Source organism: Pseudomonas iranensis, from assembly GCF_014268585.2.
Lineage (GTDB): Bacteria > Pseudomonadota > Gammaproteobacteria > Pseudomonadales > Pseudomonadaceae > Aquipseudomonas > Aquipseudomonas iranensis.
On record NZ_CP077092.1, the window covers coordinates 1,134,474 to 1,159,468 of the forward strand.

A 24,995-nucleotide genomic window follows, 5' to 3' on the forward strand; every position below is an offset into this window, starting at 1 on the left:
TTTCCAGCACCGGCCAAGCGGTGCGAAAGCGAGCCATGAGCGCAGCCTCGTCAGGCTAACTTGCTGATTTTTCAGCCCCTGACGAAAGTTCGTAACAGGGGATGGACGTCTCCGTGCTTTAAAAGGTTCCCATCTGAGGCAGCATTTGGCCACCCTTAATGTGCTCAACGGTTCGGTTATTGTGCTGAGTTGGGCTATAATCGCGGCCCTTTTTTGAATCACCGCCAGGCGATTTCCCATGACCCAACAGGCCGCCGAAGTCGCGAAACGCCGCACTTTCGCCATTATTTCCCACCCCGATGCCGGTAAAACCACGATCACCGAAAAGCTCCTGTTGATGGGCAAGGCGATTGCAGTGGCCGGTACGGTGAAATCCCGCAAATCCGATCGCCATGCGACATCCGACTGGATGGAGATGGAGAAGCAGCGGGGTATTTCCATTACCACGTCGGTCATGCAGTTCCCCTATCGCGAACACATGATCAACCTGCTCGACACCCCGGGCCACGAAGACTTCTCCGAAGACACCTACCGCACCCTGACAGCGGTTGACTCGGCGCTGATGGTGCTCGACGGCGGTAAGGGTGTAGAGCCACGGACCATTGCGCTGATGGACGTCTGCCGTCTGCGTGACACGCCGATCGTCAGCTTCATCAACAAACTCGACCGTGACATCCGCGACCCGATCGAACTGCTCGACGAGATCGAAGCCGTTCTGAAGATCAAGGCTGCGCCGATCACCTGGCCGATCGGTTGCTACCGCGATTTCAAGGGCGTGTATCACCTGGCCGACGACTACATCATCGTCTACACCGCCGGTCACGGTCACGAGCGCACCGAAACCAAGATCATCGAGAAACTCGACTCCGACGAGGCGCGCGCGCATCTGGGCGACGAGTACGAGCGCTTCATTGAGCAACTGGAACTGGTGCAGGGCGCCTGCCACGAATTCAACCAGCAGGAATTCCTCGACGGCCAGTTGACCCCGGTGTTCTTCGGTACGGCGCTGGGCAACTTCGGTGTCGACCATGTGCTCGATGCGGTCGTTGACTGGGCGCCGCGCCCGCTGGCTCGTGTGGCCAATGAGCGCACTGTCGAGCCGGTCGAAGAGAAGTTCACGGGCTTCATCTTCAAGATCCAGGCGAACATGGACCCGAAACACCGCGACCGCATCGCCTTCATGCGTATCTGCTCCGGCAAATACGAAAAAGGCATGAAGATGCGCCACGTGCGTACCGGCAAGGACGTGCGCATCGGCGACGCCCTGACGTTCTTCTCCTCCGAGCGTGAACAGCTGGAAGAGGCCTACGCCGGCGACATCATCGGTCTGCACAACCACGGCACGATCCAGATCGGCGACACCTTCAGCGAAGGCGAAGTCCTCGGTTTCACCGGTATTCCGCACTTCGCCCCGGAACTGTTCCGTCGCGTGCGTCTGCGTGATCCGCTGAAATCCAAACAGTTGCGTCAGGGCTTGCAGCAGTTGGCGGAAGAGGGCGCGACGCAGGTGTTCTTCCCCGAGCGCAGCAACGACATCATTCTCGGCGCCGTGGGTGTGCTGCAGTTCGATGTGGTCGCCAGCCGTTTGAAAGAGGAATACAAGGTCGAGTGCTCGTATGAGCCGATCACTGTGTATTCGGCGCGCTGGATCGAGTGTGACGACAAGAAGAAGCTTGAGGAATTCTCCAACAAAGCGGTGGAGAACCTCGCGCTGGATGGCGGTGGTCACCTGACTTACCTGGCGCCGACGCGGGTGAATCTGGCGCTGATGGAAGAGCGCTGGCCTGATGTGAAATTCCGCGCGACGCGGGAGCATCATTAAGGTTTGAGGTGTTTTTCTGAAAGCCCCTGAGGTGTAGGCCTTGGGGGCTTTTTTATGGGCTGCCGGTTTTGCTCTTGGCGGCCGTTGGGCCGACCAGGCTGTTGGGGTTTTGGGTGAATATCCGTTGCTGCGGGTGCTGCGGCTGGCGGTTTCGCCCTTACGGCGAGTCACCTTTTTCAAACGCCAAAAAGGTAACCGAAAAGGCTTGCTCCTACGTTCGTCCCTCGCAGGCTCGGGTTCCTTCGCTCCGGGATCGATCCGGGCGCAGCGGCTACGGTTTGCTTCGCTGCACCTCCTTCCGCTGTGTTCGACTGCGTCGAACGGTCGCTACGCTCCCACCCCCGGATCAATCCCTACACTCAGCCTTCCGACGTCGCCAGTGGATCAACAGCAAGATCAAAAGCACTCGAGCTTGCGCTCATTGTTGAGTGGGGCGGCTTCGCCGCGAGCAGCTGCGCTGCTTTGCTTTTCTGTGGGAGCGAGCCTGCTCGCGATGGCGGCCTGACAGCCGGCCTGTTTCTTGAGGTCGTCCCCAATCCAATTGTGGGAGCGAGCTTGCTCGCGAAAGCGGCCTGACTGCCGGCCTGTTTCTGAGGAGGTACGCGGTCAAATTGTAGGAGTGAGCCTGCTCGCGATGGCAGCCTGACAGCCGGCCTGTTTCTTGAGGTCGTCCCCAATCCAATTGTGGGAGCGAGCCTGCTCGCGAAGGCGATCTGCGAGCCGACGATTTTCTGTTTGATGCAATCAATCCAGCTCGGCTGTTGGAGAATGCGAGCTTGAAAATCAAGGTCAAGAGTTCTCGGCCTGCGGCATGTCCTACAGCAAGTTGTAGGGCGAATCCTTTTTTTCCTGGTTTTGGTGTGCAGGTATGCGACAACCGCCATGTTGACCGGTAGTGTTCCAGTCCCTGCAAGTCGTTCGAAGAGGTCAATGGAGTGACAAGTCGGCTGAATCCCCTGTTGCTTCTTAAAGGCTATTTCACCCCCATGGCCTGGGTCCTCGCGGCGCTGTTGTTCATCAACCGCCTCAGCGCCATGGTCAAGCTGTTCATGGCGCTGTACCTGCGTCAGGAGCTGGGCCTGGCGATTGAAACCGTGGGCTGGTTGCTTTCGGCCTATGGCGCAGGATTGCTGGTCGGTTCGATGCTCGGTGGATGGCTCAGTGATCATGTGCGCACGGCGCGGCTGACAGCGGCGTTGTTTTTCGTTTCGGTGTGGGTGCTGATGCTGTTGGGGCTGGTGACGCAGGTGCCGTGGCTGGCCGCTTTGTTGTTGCTCAGCGGTGTCATCGACGGCGCGATTCGGACGTTGCATCAGCGGCTGATCATGGAGTATTGCGAAGTCGCGCAACGTTCCCGTGCGCAAGCGCTGAGCCGGGTGGCGCGTAATCTGGGCATGGCCGCTGCCGGGGTGGCGGGCGGAGTGTTGGCGCAGGCGGATTTTCGTTGGATGTTTTTTGTCAGTGCGGCAATGACGATGCTGGCGTTGCTGTGGTTCGTGCGCACGACGTGGCGGCGGCCGGTGCTCGTGGTTGAGGACGAATCGAAGGATGGCTCAAGCCTGCCGTATCGCGACAAGCCGTTCCTCTGGCTGCTGGCGGCGACGGCCGTATTGGGCATCGCGTTCGACACCGTGTACAGCACGCTGGGCAATTATCTGCGTGATTACTACCACCTGAGCACCGAAGCGATCGGCTGGCAGTTCGGGCTCAATGCGCTGTTGGTGATCGCGCTGCAGATTCCGCTGTCGCACTCGGTCGAGCGTTGGGGCTCGCGTTGGCAAATGCTCGTCGGCAGTGTGCTGTTGGCCTGCGGATTGGGCATGTTGCCGTTCGGTTCCGGACTGGCTTTTGTCTGTCTGTCGACACTGATCTGGACTTTGGGCGAGGCGCTGTTCATGCCGCCACTAAATGTACTGGCGATGCAGTTTGCCCAGAGCGGCAAGAGCGGTCAGTACTTCGGGCTGTTCTTCATGAGCTGGAGCGCCAGCGCGTTGTTGTCGCCGGTGCTCAGCGGTCAGCTCTACGGCCAATTTGGCGGGCACAGTGTGTGGCTGATGAGCGCGCTGCTGGTGCTGATCTCCATTCCACTGACCTGGCAGGCCACGCGGGCTTAGCTGATTCGGTTATCAGGGTTATTCGAAAGCAATCTGGCGGTGGATGGCATTTCTGCCTGCGCGGTCGCGTCCTAAGTGGTGAGCCGGTCGGATCGCAACTAGATTTCACATCGAGCCAGTCCGGCAAGCATGTCTTAGCGCAACAGGATGGAGTCGGCCATGAAAAGCAGATTGCTACGGGTTTTGATGTTGTTGAAAGTGATGGTAATGCTGTCCCTCGGCACCGCAACGGCGTGGGCCGAGTGCGAGGATCACGAATCTCAGGCGTTCAACGGCCAGGTCGGGCATAGCGGGCTGATGCTCGCCAAGTCCGAGTCGGAACCGGGGGATATGAATCAGGGCGGCAGCGCCGATGACGACGACTCGACCACGGACGATCCGGATACCGATGACCCGGATGACGAAGGCGATAGCCAGACATAAATCGCCGGGCAAAGAAAAACCCCTTCGGCCTCGACTGATGCGCAATCGAGGTGGAAGGGGTTTTGTTGTCGCATGAATTCCTGAATCAACACGAACTCCCTGTGGGAGCGAGCCTGCTCGCGAAAGCGGTTAATCAGTCACCGATGATGTTGACCGGGATGACGCCTTCGCGAGCAGGCTCGCTCCCACATGAGATATTCCTTGGGCCTTATGCCGCGCCGTCGAGAAACTGCTCGGCGTAGTGGCAAGCCACCTGCCGATTATCCAGTTCACGCAACAGCGGCTCTTCCGTGGTGCAACGTTCGGTCGCGTACGGGCAGCGCTTGTGGAAAGCACAGCCCGGTGGCGGGTTCAGCGGGTTGGGCAGCTCGCCGACGATCTTGATTTTCGGCTTGTTCGGGTCCGGGTGAATCGTCGGGGTCGCCGACAGCAGCGCTTGGGTGTACGGATGCAGTGGGCGTTCGTAGATGTCGTTCTTCGGACCCAGTTCCACCGGACGGCCGAGGTACATCACCATCACGTCATCGGCCACGTGCTGCACCACCGCCAGGTTGTGCGAGATGAACACGTAGGCGGTGTTGAACTCCTGCTGCAAATCCATGAACAGGTTCAGCACCTGGGCCTGAATCGACACGTCCAGCGCCGAAGTCGGTTCGTCCGCGACCAGCACTTTCGGTTGCAGCATCATTGCCCGCGCCAGAGCGATACGCTGGCGCTGACCGCCGGAGAACATGTGCGGATAGCGCTGGTAATGCTCAGGGCGCAAGCCGACCTGCTTCATCATCGCCTGGACTTTCTCGCGACGTTCGGTGGCCGACAGCTTGGTGTTGATCAGCAGCGGCTCGGCCAGTTGATCACCGATTTTCTGCCGTGGGTTCAACGACGCGTACGGGCTCTGAAACACCATCTGCACGTCTTTGCGCAGTTGCTTGCGCTCGGCCTTGTCGGCGCCGGCAACTTCCTGACCGGCGATCTGCAGCGAGCCCGACGACGGCTCTTCGATCAGCGTCAGGGCGCGGGCGAGGGTGGATTTGCCGCAGCCCGATTCGCCTACCACGGCAAGGGTCTTGCCGGCTTCCAGTTCGAACGACACGCCGTTGAGCGCGCGCACGGTGGCGTGGCCCTTGAACAGGCCACGGGAGACTTCGTAGTGACGGGTCAGGTCGCGGGCGGTAAGTACGACGGCCATTACGCCACCTCCTGGTTCAGCGGGTAGAAGCAGCGGGCGAGGCTGTTGGCTTTCGGATCAAGGCCCGGACGCTGGGTGCGGCAGTTGTCCTGCACGTACGGGCAGCGCGGCGACAGCAGGCAACCCTGCGGTCGGTCGTAACGGCCCGGGACGATGCCCGGCAGAGTCGACAGACGTGAGGCGCCGAGGCTGTGCTCGGGAATCGCCTTGAGCAGCGCTTCGCTGTACGGGTGCGCCGGGATGTCGAACAGTTGCGGCACCTGACCGACTTCCACCGCCTGGCCGGCATACATCACGCAGACACGCTGGGCGGTTTCCGCCACGACCGCGAGGTCGTGAGTGATCAGCACCAGGCCCATGTTCTGCTCTTTCTGCAACGCCAGCAGCAGATCCATGATCTGCGCCTGAATCGTCACGTCCAGCGCGGTGGTCGGTTCGTCGGCGATCAACAGTTTCGGCTCGCCGGCAATCGCCATGGCGATCGCGACACGCTGGCTCATACCGCCAGACAGTTGATGCGGGTAGGCGTCCATACGACTGGCGGCGCCCGGGATCTCGACTTTTTCCAGCAGTTCGATGGCACGCTTGCGCGCTTGCTTGCCGGACATTTTCAGGTGCAGGCGCAGCACTTCCTCGATCTGGAAACCGACGGTGTAGCTCGGGTTCAGCGCGGTCATCGGGTCCTGGAACACCATCGACAGGTCTTTGCCGACGATCTGCCGACGCTGGCGGTTGCTCAGTTTGAGCATGTCCTTGCCGTCGAAGCTGAGCGAGTCAGCGGTGACAATGCCGGGATGCTCGATCAGGCCCATCAGCGCCATCATGGTCACGGATTTACCTGAACCCGACTCGCCAACGATGGCCAGCACTTCGCCCTTGTCGACTTTCAGGTCGAGGCCGTCAACCACCGGGGTGGCGGTCTTGTCGCCGAAGCGGACGTTGAGATTCTTGATTTCTAGCAATGACATTTGAATCTCCTCAGGCGGCGTTCTTGAGTTTCGGGTCCAGCGCATCGCGCAGACCGTCGCCCATCAAGTTGATTGCCAGCACGCTGAGCAAAATGGTCAGACCAGGCAGACTTACCACCCACCAGGCGCGTTCGATGTAGTCGCGGGCCGAGGCCAGCATGGTGCCCCACTCAGGGGTTGGCGGTTGTACGCCGAGGCCGAGGAAGCCCAGTGCGGCGGCATCGAGAATCGCCGAAGAAAAGCTCAGGGTCGCCTGCACGATCAGCGGCGCCATGCAGTTGGGCAGCACGGTGATGAACATCAGACGCGGCAGACCGGCACCGGCCAGACGTGCGGCGGTGACGTAGTCGCGGTTCAGTTCGCCCATGACGGCAGCACGGGTCAGACGCACGTAGGACGGCAGCGAAACCACGGCAATCGCGATCACGGTGTTGATCAGGCCAGGGCCGAGGATGGCGACGATCGCCACGGCCAGCAGCAGCGATGGCAGGGCGAGCATGATGTCCATCAGACGCATGATGGTCGGGCCGACCACTTTCGGGAAGAAACCGGCGAACAGACCCAGCAGGATCCCCGGAATCAGCGACATCACCACCGACGACAAGCCGATCAGCAGCGACAGGCGCGAACCCTGGATCAGACGCGACAGCAGGTCACGGCCGAGTTCATCGGTGCCGAGCAGGAACTGCATCTGCCCGCCTTCGAGCCACGCCGGTGGCGTCAGCAGGAAGTCACGGTATTGCTCGCTCGGATTATGCGGCGCGACCCACGGCGCGAAGATCGCGCAGAAGATGATCAGCAGCATGAACAGCAGGCCGGCAACCGCGCCCTTGTTCTTCGAGAACGCTTGCCAGAATTCTTTGTACGGCGACGGGTACAGCAGGCTTTGATCCACGGCGGACGTGGCGGTGGCTACTGAGGATGTTGGAGTGCTCATGGGTATTGACCTCAGCGCTGATGACGGATGCGTGGGTTGGCAAAGCCGTAGAGGATGTCCACCACGAAGTTGACCAGAATCACCAGGCAGGCGATTAACAGGATGCCGTTTTGCACCACCGGATAGTCCCGGGCGCCGATGGCTTCGATCAGCCATTTACCGATGCCGGGCCAGGAGAAGATGGTTTCGGTCAGGACCGCACCGGCCAGCAGCGTGCCGACTTGCAGACCTACAACCGTCAGCACAGGAATCAGTGCGTTGCGCAGACCATGCACGAACACCACGCGCGACGGCGACAGGCCTTTGGCCTTGGCGGTGCGGATGTAGTCTTCGCGCAGTACTTCGAGCATCGACGAACGGGTCATCCGCGCGATTACCGCCAGCGGAATGGTGCCGAGCACGATCGCCGGCAGGATCAGGTGATGCAGGGCGTCGAAGAACGCGCCGACGTCATCGGCCAGCAGCGTGTCGATCAGCATGAAGCCGGTCTTCGGCTCGATGTCATACAGCAGGTCGATGCGCCCGGAAACCGGAGTCCAGCCCAGGCTCACCGAGAAGAACATGATCAGGATCAGGCCCCACCAGAAGATCGGCATCGAATAGCCCGCGAGGGAGATGCCCATCACCCCGTGGTCAAACAGCGATCCTCGTTTGAGTGCCGCGATCACCCCGGCCAGAAGCCCGAGGATGCCAGCGAACAGCAGGGCGGCCATGGACAGTTCCAGGGTCGCCGGGAAAAGAGAGGTGAACTCGGTCCACACGCTTTCACGGGTACGCAACGACTCACCGAGATCGCCCTGGGCCAGTTTGCCGATGTAGTCCAGATACTGGGCATACAGCGGCTTGTTCAGCCCCAGGCGTTCCATTGCCTGAGCGTGCATTTCGGGGTCGACCCGACGTTCGCCCATCATCACTTCCACGGGGTCGCCCGGAATCATGCGAATCAACGCGAAAGTCAGCAAGGTGATGCCGAAAAACGTGGGGATCAACAACCCCAGTCGGCGGGCAATAAAACTAAACATCTTGTGTGGTACCTCATCAGCCGGTTAGGCGTGTCCGGCGTCCCTCAGGTAAGGGACGCCGGGCGTTTCTTATCTACTTCACCTGGGTGGTGGCGAAGTTATTAGTGGTGAGAGGGCTGATGTGGTAGCCCTCTACATTGTTGCGCATTGCAGTGAACATCCGAGTATGGGCCATGCTGATCCATGGCTGGTCCTGGTTAAACAGCACTTGAGCCTGTTCGTAGAGCGCGGCGCGTTCGGCCGGATCTACTTTAGCCCGCGCTTCATCCAGCAGTGCCTGGAATTTCTCGTTGCACCAGCGTGCGTAGTTTTCGCCGTTCTTGGCGGCCTCGCAACTGAGCATAGGCGTCAGGAAGTTATCCGGGTCGCCGTTGTCGCCCGCCCATCCGGCCGAGACCATGTCGTGCTCGCCGGCCTTGGCGCGCTTGAGCATCTCGCCCCATTCCATCACGCGGATGTCGATCTTGATCCCGACTTTCGCCAGGTCAGCCTGCATCATTTGCGCGCCGAGCATCGGGTTGGGGTTGGTCGGACCGCCGCCGTTACGGGTGAACAGGGTGAAGGTGGTGCCTTCCGGAACCCCGGCTTCCTTGAGCAGGGCGCGTGCCTTGTCCAGGTCCCGTGGCGGGTTCTTCAGGTCATGGTTGTAGCCGAGCAGGGTCGGCGGGTACGGGTTGACCGCCACCGACGCGTTACCCTTGCCGAACAGCGCGTTGACGTAGGCTTCCTTGTCGAACGCGATGTCGATGGCTTTGCGCACGCGTACGTCGCTCATGTACTTGTGCTGAGTGTTCATGGCGATGTACGAAACGGTCATCGCGTCCAGCTCGTCGACTTTCAGCTTGCTGTCTTTCTTGATGCTCGGGATGTCATCCGGTTTCGGATACAGCGCAACCTGGCACTCGTTGGCCTTGAGCTTTTGCAGGCGCACGTTGTTGTCGGTGGCGATCGCCAGGATCAACGCGTCGGCCGGTGGCTTGCCACGGAAGTAATCCGGGTTGGCCTTGAAACGCACCTGCGCATCCTTGGCGTAACGCTGGAAGATGAACGGGCCGGTACCGATCGGCTTGTTGTTCAGATCGCCGGTCTTGTTGGCCTTGAGCAACTGGTCGGCGTATTCGGCCGGGTAGATCGACGAGAACGCCATGGCGATGTCGGCCAGGAACGGCGCTTCGCGACGGGTCAGGGTGAACCTGACCGTGTTGTCGTCGACTTTTTCTACGCTTTTGAGCAGTTCCTTGAAGCCCATGCTTTCAAAGTACGGGAAGCCCACGCTCGACAGTTTGTGCCACGGGTGATTCGGGTCCAGCTGACGCTGGAAGCTCCAGACCACGTCATCGGCATTCATGTCGCGGGTCGGCTTGAAGTATTCGGTGGTGTGAAACTTGACGCCTTTGCGCAGGTGGAACGTGTAGGTCAGGCCGTCTTCGCTGATGTCCCAGGACTCGGCGAGCGCCGGGATCACTTCTGTGGTGCCGGGCTTGAAATCGGCCAGGCGATTGAAGATGGTTTCGGCCACAGCGTCCGCCGTGACTGCAGTTGTGTACTGGACCATATCGAAGCCTTCCGGGCTGGCTTCGGTGCAGACCACCAAGGGTTTGGCCGAGGCGCCGACAGCGACACTCAGCAACGCAGCCGCGATGGCCGCACGTAGGGGAAGCATTTTCATCGATAACCCTCTGCAATCGGTTGAAGACAGAAAACCGAACGGCCGACTCATCATGAGTCAGCCGTTGGTTGGCGTTTTTACAGAATGTTGAACGGGATGGTGGTTACGAGGCGGAACTCGTTGATGTTGCCGTCAGCCTGATGCTCGCTGGCGCGGTGCGTGGTGTACGTCGCGCGAATCGCAGTGGCTTTGAGCGGGCCGCTTTGCACAGCGTAGGAAGCCCCGACACCGTATTCATAGTGAGACTCGCCATCCATCAGGCTCAGGTCGCCGCGCTTGGCGCCCGGATCGGTGTAGGCGGTGCCGCGGTAGTGAGTACCGTCGATGCCCCAACCGCGTGCCTGGTAGATGTTGAACTTCAGGCCTGGCACACCGTACTCGGCCATGTTGATGCCGTAAGCGATCTGGAACGACTTCTCGTTCGGGCCGTTGAAGTCCGACAGCAGGGAGTTGGCCAGGTAGATGCCGTTGGTTTCGTGCAGGTAGTCGAAGTACTCGTTACCGTTAACTTCCTGATACGAGAACGTCAGGCTGTGGGCCTGGTGAGTCAGACCCAGCGACAGCGAGTAGGTATCGTTATCGATGTTGCCCATCAGCTTTTTGCCTTCGTCGACGGTCTTGTAGTAGTTCAGACCGGTGGTCAGGCTCAGCACCTGGCTGTCACCCAGTTCGTGGGTGCCACCGAAGTAGTACTGGTTCCAGAAATCTTCGACGTTGGCCACATAGAGACTGGTTTTCAGGCTTTTCAGCGGCTGGTAGTTCACGCCTGCGGTGTAGACCTTGTCGGTTTCCACGCCCGTTTGCGAATACTCGGTGCGGAATTTCGACAGGCTCTGCTCGGTACGCGGCGATACTCGGTCGAAACCGCCCAGGTCGAACGACAGGTTGTTGAATTCCTCGCTGTGCAGGCTGATACCTTCAAAGCTCGAAGGCAGCGGACGGTTGCCGATGACATCAACGATCGGCGTGCTGAAGTTCTGGCGGCCGGCAGTCAGGGTCGTGTTCGACACGCGGAACTTGACGTTGGCCAGACCCAGTTTGCTCCATTGGTCAACGGCGTCGCCGTCGGAATCCGCCAGAGTACGGTTGGAGCCGCCAGCGATGTCCTTGCGATCACGGTCGAGCACGATGGCGTTGTAAGCGGCGACTTCGGTGCTCACGCCCACGGTGCCCTGGGTGAAGCCCGAGGTGTAGTTGACGATGGTGCCTTGCACCCAGTTGATGCGACGCGCCGTCGGCGTTTTGACCAATGGCGAAGTGTTTTTGTCGCTGTTTTTCACGTAGCTGAAACGGTCATCGCGACGCTTCAGTTCGTTGGCGTACCAGTTACGGGTTGTACCGCCCAGGCTCTGTCCATCGATAAAGCCTTTGGCCTCGCTTTGGGCGCTGCTGCCGGCCAATGTGGTAGGGACGAACTCCTGACTTGCAGGTTCGGCGTACGCGGTAGCAGTGATGCTGCTGATGGCCAGGGCCAGTATCGCGGTGCTGCTCAGTTTCATGGGTGAAGCTCCTTTACTTTCTTTTTATCCCGGCTTTTTTTGGTATGCCGGTTATTGGTTTAGAACTCGTTCACACATCGCAAACGTTTGCAAAAGGCCGGATTGGCGAATTTCGGCAAAGCGCTTGCGTGAGGGGAGTAGACGGCTCCCCTCAGCATTGCGGCTAGTCGGTTGGTTTAATCGATACTGACACCCGAGAACACGTTGCGGCCGAACGGGCTGACTTTGAACCCTTCGACCCGGGTGCTTAACGGCTGGTTGACCGTCGAGTGGGCGACAGGCGTGATCGGCACTTGCTGTTTAAGCAATTGCTGGGCCTGTTTATAAAGCACGGTGCGCTGGTCGCGGTCGGTGACGACCTTGGCCTGTTTGATCAGCTTGTCGTACGCCGGATCGCACCACATGGAGTAGTTGTTGCCGCCGATGGCATCACAGCTGTACAGCGTGCCCAGCCAGTTATCCGGATCCCCATTGTCACCGGTCCAGCCGATCAGGCTGATGTCATGCTCGCCGTTCTTGGTGCGCTTGATGTACTCGCCCCATTCGTAGCTGACGATCTTCACTTTCAGACCGATTTTCGCCCAGTCGGACTGGAGCATTTCGGCCATCAGTTTGGCGTTCGGGTTGTATGGACGCTGCACCGGCATTGCCCACAGGGTGATCTCGGTGCCTTCTTTCACGCCTGCGGCCTTGAGCAGTTCCTTGGCTTTTTCCGGGTTGTAGGCGGCGTCCTTGATGGTGTCGTCGTAGGACCACTGGGTTGGTGGCATGGCGTTGACGGCCAGTTGGCCGGCGCCTTGGTAAACAGCGTTGAGAATGCCCTGTTTATTCACCGCCATGTCCAGCGCCTGACGCACTTCCAGTTGATCGAACGGCTTGTGGCGCACGTTGTAGGCGATGTAGCCGAGGTTGAAGCCCGGCTTGGAAATCAGTTGCAGTTTCGGGTCGGCCTTCAGCGCTTCAACATCGGCCGGACGCGGATGCAGGGTGATCTGGCATTCGCCAGCCTTGAGCTTCTGCACGCGCACCGAGGCATCGGTGTTGATCGCGAAGATCAGGTTCTTCAGCTTGACCCGGCTCGGATCCCAGTACTGCGGGTTGCCGGTGTAGCGGATGTTGGAGTCTTTCTGGTAGCTCTTGAACACGAACGGCCCGGTGCCGATCGGCTTCTGGTTGATGTCGCTCGGCTTGCCGTCGGCCAGCAGCTTGTCGGCGTATTCGGCAGACAGAATCGAAGCGAAGCTCATGGCGATGTTCTGGATGAACGCGGCGTCAACGCTGTTGAGCGTGAACTCCACGGTCAGCGGCCCGGTCTTCTCGACCCTGGCGATGTTCTTGTTCAGGCTCATCCCGTTGAAGTACGGAAATTCGGTGGGGTAAGCCTTGCGGAACGGCTGTTGCGCATCGAGCATGCGAGTGAACGTGAACACGACATCGTCCGCGTTGAAATCGCGGCTCGGCTTGAAGTAAGGGGTTGTATGAAATTTCACGCCTTCACGCAGGTGAAAGGTGTATTTCAGGCCATCTTCGGAAATGTCCCACTTGGTCGCCAGGCCCGGTACGACATTGGTCGCGCCTTTTTCGAACTCGACGAGGCGGTTGTACAGCGGCTCGGCGGCGTCGTTGTCGGTGGCCGTCGTGTATTGCGCGGTATCGAAACCCGCCGGGCTGCCTTCCGAGCAGAACACCAGGCTGTCGCTGGCGGCGTAGCTTGAAGACGTGGCGGCCAACAGGCCGGCGCCCAACAGTGCGGAAAAAATCAAGGTATGGCGCATGACGCTCCCTCTTTTTAGTGTTGTGCAATGCGTCAGGGTCCCTATCCCGGGACTTTCTGGTCGCATTGAGCTCAATCCAATACGTACGGCAAAACCGGTGGCCCACGCAGACACTGGTCAGTACGCGACGGTAGGCACCGTGCCTCTGGCAGTAAATACGTAATTGCCTTAATGCTCGTAGGAAAAGTCGACGCGCCTATACCGAAGCAATCATCTGCGGCGGATTTGGGTGTAGGCCTTTTCCTTTTTTCCCGGTAGATAAAGCAACGGCGACGTCAGAAACGCCGCCGTTGCAATGTCTTACTTGCTGACGCTGACGCCGTAGAAGGAATTCAGGCCAAATGGGCTGATCTTGAAATCCTGCACGTTGGCGCGCATGGGTTGATACACCGTCGAGTGAGCGATAGGTGTCATTGGAACTGCATCTTTGAGGACGTGTTGCGCCTGTTTGTACAGCTCGGTGCGCTTGCCCTGGTCGGTAGTGCGTTTGGCTTCTTTCACCAGGCCGTCGAACTTCTTGTCGCACCACTTGGAGAAGTTGTTGCCGCTCAGCGAGTCGCAGCCGAACAGAACGTTGAGCCAGTTGTCCGGATCACCATTGTCACCGCTCCAGCCAATGATCATGGCCTGGTTCTCGCCACCTTTGGAACGCTTGATGTACTCGCCCCACTCGTAGCTGGTGATCTTCACTTTCAAGCCGATCTTGGCCCAGTCGGACTGGAGCATTTCAGCCATCAGTTTGGCGTTCGGGTTGTACGGACGCTGCACCGGCATCGCCCACAGGACGATCTCGGTACCTTCCTTGACGCCGGCTTCCTTGAGCAGCTGTTTGGCTTTCTCAGGATCGTACTTGGCATCCTTGATGGTGGTGTCGTAGGACCACTGGGTCGGCGGCATGGCGTTGACCGCCAGTTGGCCCGCACCCTGGTAAACCGAATCGATGATCTGTGGCTTGTTCACGGCCATGTCCAGCGCCTGCCGCACGCGCAGGTCAGCCAATGGGTTGGCCTCGTTGCTGCCCTTGACCTTGTCCATCACGTTGTAGGCGATGTAGCCCAGGTTGAAGCCGGCCTGATCCGGCATCTTCAGCGACTTGTCTTCTTTCAGCGCTTTCAGATCCGCCGGACGCGGGAACAGGGTGACCTGGCACTCGTTCTTCTTCAACTTCTGGATACGCACCGACGGGTCGGTGGTGATGGCGAAGATCAGGTTGTCGATCTTTACGTCTTCAGGTTTCCAGTAATCCTTGTTGCCGGTGTAACGGATGTTCGAGTCTTTCTGATAGCTCTTGAACACGAACGGGCCGGTGCCGATCGGCTTCTGGTTGATGTCGGCGGCTTTGCCATCCTTGAGCAGTTGGGCCGCATATTCGGCGGACTGCACGGAAGCGAAGCTCATGGCCATGTTCTGGATGAACGCGGCGTCGACTTCTTTCAGGGTGAACTTGACGGTGTGGTCGTCGACTTTATCGATCTTGGTGATGTTGGTGTCCATCCCCATGTCGGTGAAGTACGGGAATTCGGTCGGGTACGCCTTACGGAACGGGTCGTCCTTGTTGATCATGCGGTTGAACGTAAACAGCACGTCGTCGGCGTTGAATTCACGAGTCGGCTTGAAATACGGGGTGGTGTGGAACTTGACGCCTTCACGCAGGTGGAAGGTGTAGGTCAGGCCATCGTCGGAAATGTCCCACTTGGTCGCCAGGCCAGGAATCACGGCGGTGCCGCCGCGCTCGAACTGGGTCAGGCGGTTGAACATGGTTTCGGCTGAGGCGTCGAAGTCGGTTCCGGTGGTGTACTGGCCTGGATCAAAACCGGCCGGGCTCCCTTCGGAGCAGAACACCAGGTTAGTCGCAGCGGTGGCGAAAGGTGCGGAGGCTAACAAGCCTGCGCCGACTAGAAACGGAATGACCGCGTGTTTAAGCATGTTGGCCTCATGATTTGTTGTCATTTTTTAGTTGTGAGGTACGACCTCGTGAGTCGTGCCTGCGGATACTTATGCAGGCCCCATACCCAATGCAAGATCCAGAGCGGTCGGCGGCGTTAAACGGTGGCACGAACGTACCTTAATGTCGCATCCGTATAACTTTTGACGCATTTGACCGTTTGCGGGTGGTTTTTGCGGTGCATTCGCTGCACTGAAATGGTGCGCTGGAGGTGTCGGGTGCGCTTGGGTGGGGCTTGGTGTTACTTATTTATACCCTTGGTGATGGGCGGGGTTGAGGGGTTTTTGGGGTGGGCTTGGGTGGGGTGGATTGGGGCAGGGATTGGGGAGTTTTACTTGGTGCAACTGGGTGTTTCGATTGGTGGCACCTTGGCGGCCTTTGGGCCGACCAGGGTGTTGGTTGGTTTGGGTGAATATCCGTTTTTTGCGGTGTGGCGGCTGGCGGTTTCGCCCTTACGGCGAGTCACCTTTTTCAAACGCCAAAAAGGTAACCCAAAACGCTTGCTCCTGCGTTCGGCCCTCGCAGGCTCGGGTTCCTTCGCTCCGGGACTGATCCGGGCGCAGCGGCTACGGTTTGCTTCGCTGCACCTCCTTCCGCTGTGTTCGACTTCGTCGAACGGTCGCTGCGCTCCCACGCCCGGATCAATCCCTCCACTCAGCCTTCCGACGTCGCCGGTGGATCAAGATCAAGAGCAGGCGAGCTGACACTCGGCCTATTGAGTGGTGAAGAGCGGGTGTTCGGCGTTATTTTTGTGGTGGATTTGCCCCTCACCCCAGCCCTCTCCCCGAGGAGAGGGGGCTGATTTGTGTGCTTTTCAAATCCTGAGTTCACTCGGAATTTCACGTTGGCGTATCTCCCCCAAACACCTCGTTCAGTCCCCTCTCCCTCTGGGAGAGGGTTAGGGTGAGGGTTTGCTTTTTGGCTGTTTAAATTCGATGCGAAACAGCCAGAACCTTCCCACAAGGTTTTCAGGTTGTCCGTCGGACGTCCGCTCTCTAGGCTTGGGTCGTCGCTGGTTGTTCAGCGATCGGGTGTGAGAACCCGGAAAATTAGTGATTCAGTGCGCATGTCCGCATAATTGCCGCCAGCTCTTCAGTTGTCTGCAATAGCGATATGGCGACTGTGTGCGGGCAGACTTCGGTCTGGCCGGTTTTCCTATTTTTCCGGTTTCTCACCCCGCACATAGTTGCCACCCACTTCGCCGCGTGAGAAACGGCAGGTGATGGCGTTCATTTAGCAAAGTAGGGCTATTTAATGACCAAACCAGTCCCCGACCCACCCGAAGAAACCTCAACCCCCCTCGAAGCCGCGTTGCGTGCCGACGATCTCGCGAAGAACCGCGAAGCCATCAAGCGTGCCCTCGATTTCTATCTCTGCCCGCCACCCGGCAAACCCCATCCGCCCAGCACGATGTTTCTGATCCGGCCCGACATCGACACCGAAAGCCTGCTTGCCCACGCCTGTGAATCCCTTGCTTCAGCCAATACGCTGGCCAGCGATTTCGCCGATCAGCTCGGTCGTCCGCAGCGCAATACGGCGCTGGCGATTCAGCAGATCATCATGCTGGCGGAGCTGGCGGTGAACCGGGCGCTGGATCGGGTTGATCCGCACGCTTGAAACCGCGCTATCGTTCTTCGCGAGCAGGCTCGCTCCCACATTCAAATGCGTTCAACCTGTGGGAGCTGGCTTGCCAGCGATAGCGGTGGATCATTCACTACAAAACCCAGGCACAAAAAAACCGGCAACCATTTACTGATTGCCGGTCTTTCATTCAGCCAAGCTCAAATCACTGCATCAACACTTCAATCGAGCCATCAGCGGTCATGCTGACCTGGCTGGTGCCTCCTTCGACTTCAGGCGTCACCGGCGCGGAATCCATGGCTGCGGCTTTCATCATCATGGGCGCGCGCAGGTACGGTTGTGGGTATCCGTTGCTGTTGAGGTTCAGGTTGACGATTTTATAACCCTTGCCGCCCAGGGCGTCGGTGGCCAGTTGGGCGCGGGTCTTGAAGGCGGTGACCGCTTCTTTGAGCAACTGGTCTTCGCTGGCCTTGCGGGTCGGGTCGGCGATGGCGAAGTCCATGCCGCCCATTTTCAGCTCGGTCAGCAACTCGCCGGTGAGTTTGGACAGGGCGGCGAAGTCGGTGCTTTCCAGGCGCAGTTCGGCGCGTTCGCGCCAGCCGGTGATTTTCTGGCCTTTGGTGTCGTAGATCGGATAGCTGTTGCGGCTGCCCGTGCGCAAGGTGATGTCTTTGACTTGTTTGGCCTGGGCGGTGGCCTTGTTCATGGTGGTGCTGATGGCGGCGGCGAGTTTGGCCGGGTCGGTGTTCTGCTCTTCGGTGTAGAGCGTCACGATCATCTGGTCGCGGGCCACTTCCTGGCTGACTTCGGCGCGCAGGGAAATCTGGTTGTAGTGCAGCTCATCGGCGGCCAGCGCCGGGAGGCTGGCGACGCTGCCGACGGTCAGGGCGAGGAGGGCGGCGCTGCGGCGAAATGTGTGCATGAAGGCTCCTTGAATGAGGCGCAGGTGATGGGTCGCGGCCTGCGTGAACCATCAGACTCTAACTTCTATGATCCGGTTCGCCCAGTTACAACTTCTATACAGATGCCTGCGCGCAGTGGGGAGTGCTTCTGTGGCGAGGGGATTTATCCCCGTTCGGCTGCGCAGCAGTCGCAAATCCGGCTGATGCGGTATGTCTGGTTAAATGAGGTCGCATGATTTGGGGGCGGCTCCGCCACCCATCGGGGATAAATCCCCTCGCCACAATTGATCTCCAATAGCCCTCGGAATCTTCTTCAACTCAGATGAATTCTCCATCGTCGCCATGTGGTCGTTTGCCGCACTTTCGCCTCTGAACCCCGCGCCTTGGTTATACTCCGTGCGATCCGCCTGGAGCGCTCATCAGGAGAGCTCATGCTCGCCCCCGTACAACTGACTTCCGCCACTCGCCAGAACCTCTGGCGGCTGACTTTCATCCGCACCCTGGTGCTCGCCGCGCAGGCCGGGTCCGTGGGCCTGGCCTACTGGCTGCAATTGTTGCCTTTGCCGTGGGTGCAATTGGCGATGACCCTGGGCTGTTCGATTCTGCTCTGCGTGTTCACTGCCGTGCGCCTGCGCACATCGTGGCCGGTGACCGAGCTTGAGTACGCGCTGCAACTGGCCTGCGATCTGGTGATTCACAGTGCGCTGCTGTATTTCTCCGGCGGCTCGACCAACCCCTTCGTTTCCTATTATCTGGTGCCGCTGACCATCGCGGCGGTGACGTTGCCGTGGCGTTATTCGGTGATTCTGTCCGGTATCGCGCTGGCGCTGTACACGCTGATGCTGACGCGTTTCTATCCGCTGGAAACCCTGCCGGTCGCCCGTGAGAATCTGCAGATCTACGGCATGTGGCTGAGCTTTGCCCTGGCTGCTGCGGTCATCACGTTCTTCGCCGCGCGGATGGCTGAAGAGCTGCGCCGGCAGGAAGAATTGCGCGCGATTCGCCGCGAAGAAGGCCTGCGCGATCAGCAGTTGCTCGCGGTTGCGACCCAGGCCGCCGGTGCGGCGCATGAATTGGGCACACCGCTGGCGACCATGAGCGTGCTGCTCAAGGAAATGCAGCAGGATCACCCCGATGCGTTGCTGCAGGACGATCTGAAGGTGCTGCAGGATCAAGTCAAACTGTGCAAGGAAACCTTGCAGCAACTGGTCCGCGCCGCTGAGGCCAATCGGCGTCTGGCGGTGGAGATGCAGGACGTTACCGACTGGCTCGACGAGGCGTTGAACCGTTGGCACCTGATGCGCCCGGAAGCCAGTTATCGCTTCCAGCGTCTTGGCCAGGGTGCGGTGCCGCGCATGGCGCCGCCGCCGGATCTGACCCAGGCTTTGCTGAATCTGCTCAACAATGCAGCCGACGCCTGCCCGGAAAATCTCCAGGTGACGCTGGACTGGGACGCAGAGACTTTGACCATCAGCATTCGCGATCACGGCGCCGGTGTGCCGCTGGCCATCGCCGAGCAGATCGGCAAACCGTTTTTTACCACCAAGGGCAAAGGTTTCGGCCTGGGCCTGTTTTTGAGCAAGGCCAGCGTGACACGCGCCGGTGGCTCAGTGAAACTCTATAGTCATGAGGAAGGCGGCACGCTCACCGAGCTGCGCCTGCCCCACGGCGCCCGAGGAGACCAACATGAGTGACGAAATCCAAGTCGAAGGCGAAGAACTGCCGCATCTGCTGCTGGTCGACGACGACGCGACCTTCACCCGCGTCATGGCCCGCGCCATGGCCCGCCGCGGCTTTCGCGTCAGCACTGCCGGTTCTGCGGAAGAAGGCCTGACCATCGCCCAGGCCGATCTGCCTGATTACGCCGCGCTGGACCTGAAAATGGACGGCGACTCCGGTCTGGTTCTGCTGCCCAAGCTGCTGGAACTCGATCCGGAAATGCGCGTGGTGATCCTCACCGGTTATTCGAGCATTGCCACGGCAGTCGAGGCGATCAAGCGTGGCGCCTGCAACTACCTGTGCAAACCCGCCGATGCCGACGACGTTCTGGCCGCGCTGCTGTCCGAGCATGCCGACCTCGACAGTCTGGTGCCGGAAAACCCGATGTCGGTCGATCGCCTGCAATGGGAGCACATCCAGCGCGTGCTCACCGAGCACGAAGGCAACATTTCCGCCACGGCCCGCGCGTTGGGCATGCACCGCCGCACCCTGCAACGCAAACTGCAGAAGCGTCCGGTTCGTCGCTGAACCTGCGCTGAACGACTATCGCCAGCCCTCGCGATAAATCGCGCCGATCATCTATGATCGGCGCGTGTCCGTTCTTTTTACTATCGAGCCTTATCCATGAATCAGAACGCTGAATATTCCGCGGTCAACGATGCTGTGCGCGGGCAGTTTTTTCGCAAAGTCTGGGCGATGACCACGCCTTACTGGCGCAGCGAAGAGAAGGGCAAGGCCTGGACGTTGCTGATTGCCGTAATTGCGCTGACGCTGTTCAGCGTAGCGATCTCGGTGTGGATCAACAGTTGGTACAAGGATTTCTACAACGCTTTGCAGAGAAAGGATGAAGCCGCGTTCTGGCAGTTGATCCTGTATTTCTGCGGCATCGCGACGGTGGCGATTCTCGGCGCGGTGTATCGGTTGTATCTGACGCAGATGCTGACGATCCGCTGGCGGGCTTGGCTGACCGAAAAGCACTTCAAGCGCTGGCTAGACCACAAGAATTACTATCAGCTGGAGCAGGGCGGTTATACCGATAACCCCGACCAGCGGATTTCCGAAGACCTCAACACTTACACCGCCAACACCCTGAGCCTGGGCCTCGGGCTGCTGCGCACGATTGTCAGTCTGGTGTCGTTCTCGATCATTTTGTGGGGCGTGTCGGGCAGTATCGAAGTGTTCGGCATCGAGATTCCCGGCTACATGTTCTGGTGTGCGCTGTTGTATGCAGCGGTCGGCAGTTGGCTGACGCATTTGATCGGTCGCCGTCTGATCGGTCTGAACAACAAGCAACAACGCTTCGAAGCAGACCTGCGTTTTTCCATGGTGCGCGTGCGTGAGAACGCGGAAAGCATCGCCTTGTACAACGGCGAACCGAATGAGAACCGCCGCCTGAGCAACCGCTTCGGGCTGGTCTGGCACAATTTCTGGGACATCATGCGCGTGTCCAAGCGCCTGACGTTCTTCACCTCCGGTTACGGTCAGATCGCAATCATTTTCCCGTTTGTCGTCGCCGCGCCGCGCTATCTGTCCGGCAAGATCGAACTGGGCGAGCTGATGCAAATCAACTCGGCGTTCGGCAACGTGCAGGAGAATTTCAGCTGGTTCATCACTGCTTACTCGGATCTCGCCGCGTGGCGCGCCACCTGTGATCGTTTGCTGAGTTTCCGTCAGGCCATGAGCGACAACGAACAGCGCACCCCGGCCATCGACGTGCAGAATCAGGGCAGTGAGTTGCAGGTGCACAACCTCGGCCTGGATCTGGCCGATGGTCGTCACCTGCTGACCGACGCTGACATGACCGTTGAGCCGGGTGAGCGCGTGATGCTCAGCGGCCGTTCCGGCAGCGGCAAGTCCACATTGCTGCGGGCGATGGGGCATTTGTGGCCGGCGGGGCACGGCAATATTCGTTTGCCGGCGGCGCGTTATCTGTTCTTGCCGCAGAAGCCTTATCTGCCGATCGGCACATTGCGTGAAGCGTTGAGTTATCCACAACCGGGCGACACCTACGCGCCGGAGCGTTATGCACAGGTGCTGGAAACCTGCCGTCTGCCGCATTTGATTGGGCGGCTGGATGAAGCCAATCACTGGCAGCGCATGCTTTCACCGGGCGAGCAACAACGCCTGGCCTTCGCCCGCGCACTCCTTTATTCACCGCAATGGCTGTACATGGACGAGGCTACATCGGCGATGGATGAAGAGGACGAGGCGACCTTGTATCAGGCGTTGATCGACGAGATTCCGGGTCTGAGCATCGTCAGCGTCGGTCACCGAAGCAGTTTGAAACGATTCCATCCGCGGCATGTGCGGATCGACAGCGGGCATTTGGTGGAGCAACCCGTAACTGCCTGAATAGTGCAATACCTCTGTGGGAGCTGGCTTGCCAGCGATGGCGGCGCAACAGGCGACATCTATGTCGCCTGATATGGCCTCATCGCTGGCAAGCCAGCTCCCACAGGATTTGTGTGGAACGGAAAGTGATCGTACAACTCGCTTGAGCTATGATGGCGCCAAGCCGAACTTTCGAGACAAGATGCAGACCATGGAAAAGCTGATCGACACCCCGCGCCTCCCCCGCAAGCGCCGCAGCCTCGCCCAGGAATTGGTGACGGTGTTGAGCGAGCAGATCCGTGATGGCCTGCTCAAGCGTGGCGACAAATTGCCCACCGAGTCGGCAATCATGGAAGCCCATGGCGTCAGCCGCACTGTGGTGCGCGAGGCGATTTCCCGTCTGCAGGCCGCCGGTCAGGTGGAAACCCGCCACGGCATCGGCACCTTTGTTCTCGACACGCCAAGCCCGAGCGGTTTCCGTATCGATCCGGCCACCGTCGTCACCCTGCGTGACGTGCTGGCGATTCTCGAATTGCGCATCAGCCTCGAAGTCGAATCCGCCGGCCTCGCCGCGCAGCGCCGCAGCCCCGAGCAACTGGCAACCATGCGCGCCGCCCTCGACGCCTTGAACGAAAGCGCTTCCCATGCCAGCGATGCGGTGTCGTCGGACTTCGCTTTCCACTTGGAAATCGCCCTGTCCACCGGCAACCGCTACTTCACCGACATCATGACGCACCTGGGCACCAGCATCATTCCACGTACGCGGCTGAACTCGGCGCGCTTGGCCCACGATGATCAACAGCACTACATGGGCCGCCTGAGCCGCGAGCACGAGGAAATCTACGACGCGATTGCCCGTCAGGATTCCGATGCTGCGCGCGCCGCAATGCGGTTGCATCTGACCAACAGCCGCGAAAGACTGCGCCAGGCCCATGAAGAGGCGCAGGCGCAGGGATAAGGTTACGAGTTAAGGTTCCAGACCGACGTCTATTTCAGCCGAAGGTCCAATATTGCCGCTCTGTTTGGTGACCTCATACTTCAGAAACGCGCGGTCGCCCGCCACTGCAAGTAGGGCAAGATGGTCCTTCGGGATTTGGAATAGAAAGGCGGCGTCACCAGGGGGGGGCGATACACTGAGGGTATAGGTGTGCTCACCCCCGTGAGTGGTCCTGAGCAAAAGCCTGATGGAGTCTCCGACCTCCGACCCTGTATATACCGGGACCACGGCTTCGGTCGACTCCTGGATTTCGCTGAGCTTGAGTACGCCGTTCACCGCTTGTGAAAATTGGGGGGCGGGTAACGAGCTTGTTTTAGCTGTCATCTTCAAGATCCTTTTGGTCAGCAATGAATAGTTAAGGCACGGGCGCCCAACAGCATCCATGCGCAACCATTTAAGAACTGACGAATACGTGGCCGCACCTGTAAGAAATACCAGTCCCGACCAACGGTCAGGCCTCAAACGCGGAAATGCTTACGCCTCAACCCGCAACCTCAACGCCCGCGAATACGGCTCCATACTCGATTCATCGCGAAACTTGTACCTCAGCTCCACCTCGCGGCCCAGGTACGGTTGCAGCGCTTCTTTGGGCAGCTGCACCTCGATGTCGAAGAGCTTTTCCATTTCATCCTCGGCGTCATCCCAGGCGCCAGTGTCCACTTCATCACCTTCCCATTCAGGTTCTTCTCCATCGCTGCCGAGAATCGCGTAGACGCTCCAGTTTGCTGCGAAATCGCTGGAATCCGGCACCTGCACGGTGAGGATGTCCGGCAGTTGCGAGAGCTGAAGTGTCACGCAGTCGTCTTGCGCAGGGGCGACGTGGGTGAGGGTGGGGGCGGCAAAATGCATCGACATAGCGGCTTCCTTTGAGTGGTCCGCCACGATCCTTCGTGGCAGTCGACGTACTTTACGAGCCGCTGGTCCTCTCAGAATTAAACGAATCCAGACGAGATATTTCCGCGAGAAAATGCTTCAAGGACGGGCCTTCCAGCGATTTCCAGAAGCATAGACAGCGATTTTGTCGGACAAAAAAGCCCTGCCAACGATGAAATGCAGTTGACGGTTATTATTTAAGTTGTACGATGACCTACAACTTCGGCGAAGGCTGAACGGTCCACTCACAATAAAACGTTGCTACCAGGGTGTTCGAATAATGAATCCACAAGAACTGAAGTCCATCCTCTCTGCCGGCCTGCTGTCTTTCCCGGTGACCGATTTCAACGCGCAAGGCGATTTCAACCGCGCGGGCTACATCAAACGCCTGGAATGGCTGGCTCCGTATGGCGCTTCGGCTCTGTTCGCCGCCGGCGGCACCGGTGAGTTCTTCTCCCTGGCCGCCAGCGAATACTCGGAAATCATCAAGACTGCCGTCGACACCTGCGCAACCAGCGTGCCGATCCTCGCCGGCGTCGGTGGTTCGACCCGCCAGGCCATCGAATACGCTCAGGAAGCCGAGCGTCTGGGCGCCAAAGGCCTGCTGCTGCTGCCGCACTACCTGACCGAAGCGAGCCAGGACGGTGTTGCCGCCCACGTCGAAGCCGTGTGCAAATCGGTGAAGATCGGCGTGGTCGTCTACAACCGCAACGTTTGCCGCCTCAACGCGCCGCTGCTGGAACGTCTGGCCGAGCGCTGCCCGAACCTGATCGGCTACAAGGATGGCCTGGGCGATATCGAGTTGATGGTGTCGATCCGTCGCCGCCTCGGTGATCGCTTCAGCTACCTGGGTGGTCTGCCGACCGCCGAAGTCTACGCCGCTGCCTACAAGGCGTTAGGCGTGCCGGTCTACTCCTCGGCGGTGTTCAACTTCATCCCGAAAACCGCGATGGACTTCTACCACGCTATCGCTCGCGAAGATCACGCCACCGTTGGCAAGATCATCGACGACTTCTTCCTGCCGTACCTGGACATCCGCAACCGCAAGGCCGGTTATGCCGTGAGCATCGTCAAGGCAGGTGCAAAAATCGCCGGCTATGACGCAGGTCCGGTGCGTGCGCCGCTGACCGACCTGACCGGCGAAGAGTACGAAATGCTCGCCGCGCTGATCGACAAGCAAGGCGCGCAATAAACCAGAAAAGCGAGGCCGCTGAGCAATCAGCGGCTTT

The 24,995-nt window shown here is 59.4% G+C and carries 20 protein-coding genes; 9 read left to right on the forward strand and 11 right to left on the reverse strand.

From position 1 onward, the window contains the following. Window positions 1–238: 238 nt before the first annotated feature. From HU724_RS04945 to HU724_RS04955, 3 genes are all read left to right on the forward strand, one after another. Entirely contained in the window at window positions 239–1,822 is a 1,584-nt protein-coding gene (locus HU724_RS04945; protein WP_186568054.1) for a peptide chain release factor 3, read from the forward strand. A 986-nt stretch (window positions 1,823–2,808) separates the two neighbouring features. Further along, the gene (locus tag HU724_RS04950; protein WP_189691439.1) at window positions 2,809–3,936 is read left to right on the forward strand and encodes an MFS transporter; all 1,128 of its coding nucleotides are present in this window, start codon (window positions 2,809–2,811) and stop codon (window positions 3,934–3,936) included. A 159-nt stretch (window positions 3,937–4,095) separates the two neighbouring features. Next, complete coding sequence (locus HU724_RS04955; protein ID WP_071174375.1) at window positions 4,096–4,359, forward strand: hypothetical protein; 264 nt, start codon at window positions 4,096–4,098, stop codon at window positions 4,357–4,359. A 208-nt stretch (window positions 4,360–4,567) separates the two neighbouring features. Here the strand turns inward: HU724_RS04955 and HU724_RS04960 are convergent, their stop codons facing one another. From HU724_RS04960 to HU724_RS04995, 8 genes are all read right to left on the reverse strand, one after another. Further along, window positions 4,568–5,548, reverse strand: coding sequence for a peptide ABC transporter ATP-binding protein (locus HU724_RS04960; RefSeq protein WP_016771723.1), 981 nt, complete (start codon window positions 5,546–5,548; stop codon window positions 4,568–4,570). Continuing rightward, entirely contained in the window at window positions 5,548–6,516 is a 969-nt protein-coding gene (locus tag HU724_RS04965; RefSeq protein WP_016771722.1) for an ABC transporter ATP-binding protein, read from the reverse strand. The genes HU724_RS04960 and HU724_RS04965 overlap by 1 nt, the downstream gene beginning before the upstream one ends. A 10-nt stretch (window positions 6,517–6,526) precedes the next feature. Beyond that, window positions 6,527–7,453 carry an ABC transporter permease subunit gene (locus HU724_RS04970; protein WP_016771721.1) on the reverse strand — a complete coding sequence of 309 codons (927 nt, stop codon included), beginning with the start codon at window positions 7,451–7,453 and terminating at the stop codon, window positions 6,527–6,529. An 11-nt stretch (window positions 7,454–7,464) separates the two neighbouring features. After that, on the reverse strand, window positions 7,465–8,475 hold the full coding sequence (locus HU724_RS04975) for an ABC transporter permease subunit (RefSeq protein ID WP_016771720.1): 1,011 nt from the start codon (window positions 8,473–8,475) through the stop codon (window positions 7,465–7,467). A gap of 73 nt (window positions 8,476–8,548) precedes the next feature. Then, the gene (locus HU724_RS04980; protein ID WP_130902197.1) at window positions 8,549–10,144 is read right to left on the reverse strand and encodes an ABC transporter substrate-binding protein; all 1,596 of its coding nucleotides are present in this window, start codon (window positions 10,142–10,144) and stop codon (window positions 8,549–8,551) included. 77 nt (window positions 10,145–10,221) lie between these two features. Continuing rightward, window positions 10,222–11,643, reverse strand: coding sequence for an OprD family porin (locus HU724_RS04985; RefSeq protein ID WP_122699944.1), 1,422 nt, complete (start codon window positions 11,641–11,643; stop codon window positions 10,222–10,224). 176 nt (window positions 11,644–11,819) lie between these two features. After that, window positions 11,820–13,418, reverse strand: a complete 1,599-nt coding sequence (locus tag HU724_RS04990; RefSeq protein ID WP_186568058.1) for an ABC transporter substrate-binding protein — start codon at window positions 13,416–13,418, stop codon at window positions 11,820–11,822. Between the two features lie 300 nt (window positions 13,419–13,718). Next, window positions 13,719–15,344: an ABC transporter substrate-binding protein gene (locus HU724_RS04995; protein ID WP_016771716.1), complete on the reverse strand. Its 1,626-nt coding sequence runs from the start codon at window positions 15,342–15,344 to the stop codon at window positions 13,719–13,721. A 1,273-nt stretch (window positions 15,345–16,617) separates the two neighbouring features. Here HU724_RS04995 and HU724_RS05000 point away from each other — a divergent pair. After that, entirely contained in the window at window positions 16,618–16,980 is a 363-nt protein-coding gene (locus tag HU724_RS05000; RefSeq protein ID WP_122508213.1) for a DUF6124 family protein, read from the forward strand. A 169-nt stretch (window positions 16,981–17,149) separates the two neighbouring features. Here HU724_RS05000 and HU724_RS05005 read toward each other — a convergent pair whose 3' ends face one another. Beyond that, on the reverse strand, window positions 17,150–17,866 hold the full coding sequence (locus HU724_RS05005; protein ID WP_186568060.1) for an SIMPL domain-containing protein: 717 nt from the start codon (window positions 17,864–17,866) through the stop codon (window positions 17,150–17,152). Window positions 17,867–18,277: 411 nt separating this feature from the next. On the opposite strand from HU724_RS05005, the gene HU724_RS05010 reads away from it, so the two are divergent. The 4 genes from HU724_RS05010 (at window position 18,278) to HU724_RS05025 (ending at window position 22,854) form a co-directional block, all read left to right on the forward strand. Then, on the forward strand, window positions 18,278–19,540 hold the full coding sequence (locus HU724_RS05010; protein WP_016771713.1) for an ATP-binding protein: 1,263 nt from the start codon (window positions 18,278–18,280) through the stop codon (window positions 19,538–19,540). Beyond that, entirely contained in the window at window positions 19,533–20,093 is a 561-nt protein-coding gene (locus HU724_RS05015) for a response regulator transcription factor (RefSeq protein ID WP_003221630.1), read from the forward strand. Before HU724_RS05010 ends, HU724_RS05015 begins: the two co-directional genes overlap by 8 nt. 96 nt (window positions 20,094–20,189) lie before the next feature. Then, a complete protein-coding gene (locus HU724_RS05020) occupies window positions 20,190–21,917 on the forward strand; it encodes an ABC transporter ATP-binding protein/permease (protein ID WP_186568062.1) in 1,728 nt (575 codons plus the stop codon). 190 nt (window positions 21,918–22,107) lie between these two features. After that, window positions 22,108–22,854 (forward strand): FadR/GntR family transcriptional regulator, encoded by a 747-nt coding sequence (locus HU724_RS05025; RefSeq protein WP_024011597.1) that lies wholly within the window; start codon window positions 22,108–22,110, stop codon window positions 22,852–22,854. Window positions 22,855–22,863: 9 nt separating this feature from the next. Here the strand turns inward: HU724_RS05025 and HU724_RS05030 are convergent, their stop codons facing one another. Together HU724_RS05030 and HU724_RS05035 are read right to left on the reverse strand one after the other, a co-directional pair. Then, window positions 22,864–23,217 carry a hypothetical protein gene (locus HU724_RS05030; protein ID WP_186568064.1) on the reverse strand — a complete coding sequence of 118 codons (354 nt, stop codon included), beginning with the start codon at window positions 23,215–23,217 and terminating at the stop codon, window positions 22,864–22,866. 150 nt (window positions 23,218–23,367) lie between these two features. Next, window positions 23,368–23,748, reverse strand: coding sequence for a hypothetical protein (locus HU724_RS05035; protein ID WP_186568066.1), 381 nt, complete (start codon window positions 23,746–23,748; stop codon window positions 23,368–23,370). A 298-nt stretch (window positions 23,749–24,046) separates the two neighbouring features. On the opposite strand from HU724_RS05035, the gene kdgD reads away from it, so the two are divergent. Next, window positions 24,047–24,958: a 5-dehydro-4-deoxyglucarate dehydratase gene (kdgD, locus tag HU724_RS05040; protein ID WP_016771708.1), complete on the forward strand. Its 912-nt coding sequence runs from the start codon at window positions 24,047–24,049 to the stop codon at window positions 24,956–24,958. The last annotated feature ends 37 nt before the right edge of the window (window positions 24,959–24,995 follow it).

Excerpts from the sequence above, each read along its gene's own strand:
- HU724_RS04955 (WP_071174375.1), top strand. The coding sequence starts at position 4,096 with ATGAAAAGCAGATTGCTACGGGTTTTGATGTTGTTGAAAGTGATGGTA.
- kdgD (WP_016771708.1), top strand. The coding sequence starts at position 24,047 with ATGAATCCACAAGAACTGAAGTCCATCCTCTCTGCCGGCCTGCTGTCT.
- HU724_RS04960 (WP_016771723.1), bottom strand. The coding sequence starts at position 5,548 with ATGGCCGTCGTACTTACCGCCCGCGACCTGACCCGTCACTACGAAGTC.
- HU724_RS04980 (WP_130902197.1), bottom strand. The coding sequence starts at position 10,144 with ATGAAAATGCTTCCCCTACGTGCGGCCATCGCGGCTGCGTTGCTGAGT.
- HU724_RS05035 (WP_186568066.1), bottom strand. The coding sequence starts at position 23,748 with ATGTCGATGCATTTTGCCGCCCCCACCCTCACCCACGTCGCCCCTGCG.
- HU724_RS05020 (WP_186568062.1), top strand. The coding sequence starts at position 20,190 with ATGAATCAGAACGCTGAATATTCCGCGGTCAACGATGCTGTGCGCGGG.
- HU724_RS04970 (WP_016771721.1), bottom strand. The coding sequence starts at position 7,453 with ATGAGCACTCCAACATCCTCAGTAGCCACCGCCACGTCCGCCGTGGAT.
- HU724_RS05015 (WP_003221630.1), top strand. The coding sequence starts at position 19,533 with ATGAGTGACGAAATCCAAGTCGAAGGCGAAGAACTGCCGCATCTGCTG.
- HU724_RS05010 (WP_016771713.1), top strand. The coding sequence starts at position 18,278 with ATGCTCGCCCCCGTACAACTGACTTCCGCCACTCGCCAGAACCTCTGG.
- HU724_RS04985 (WP_122699944.1), bottom strand. The coding sequence starts at position 11,643 with ATGAAACTGAGCAGCACCGCGATACTGGCCCTGGCCATCAGCAGCATC.
- HU724_RS04975 (WP_016771720.1), bottom strand. The coding sequence starts at position 8,475 with ATGTTTAGTTTTATTGCCCGCCGACTGGGGTTGTTGATCCCCACGTTT.
- HU724_RS04945 (WP_186568054.1), top strand. The coding sequence starts at position 239 with ATGACCCAACAGGCCGCCGAAGTCGCGAAACGCCGCACTTTCGCCATT.
- HU724_RS05005 (WP_186568060.1), bottom strand. The coding sequence starts at position 17,866 with ATGCACACATTTCGCCGCAGCGCCGCCCTCCTCGCCCTGACCGTCGGC.
- HU724_RS04995 (WP_016771716.1), bottom strand. The coding sequence starts at position 15,344 with ATGCTTAAACACGCGGTCATTCCGTTTCTAGTCGGCGCAGGCTTGTTA.
- HU724_RS05030 (WP_186568064.1), bottom strand. The coding sequence starts at position 23,217 with ATGACAGCTAAAACAAGCTCGTTACCCGCCCCCCAATTTTCACAAGCG.
- HU724_RS05000 (WP_122508213.1), top strand. The coding sequence starts at position 16,618 with ATGACCAAACCAGTCCCCGACCCACCCGAAGAAACCTCAACCCCCCTC.
- HU724_RS04950 (WP_189691439.1), top strand. The coding sequence starts at position 2,809 with ATGGCCTGGGTCCTCGCGGCGCTGTTGTTCATCAACCGCCTCAGCGCC.
- HU724_RS04990 (WP_186568058.1), bottom strand. The coding sequence starts at position 13,418 with ATGCGCCATACCTTGATTTTTTCCGCACTGTTGGGCGCCGGCCTGTTG.
- HU724_RS05025 (WP_024011597.1), top strand. The coding sequence starts at position 22,108 with ATGGAAAAGCTGATCGACACCCCGCGCCTCCCCCGCAAGCGCCGCAGC.
- HU724_RS04965 (WP_016771722.1), bottom strand. The coding sequence starts at position 6,516 with ATGTCATTGCTAGAAATCAAGAATCTCAACGTCCGCTTCGGCGACAAG.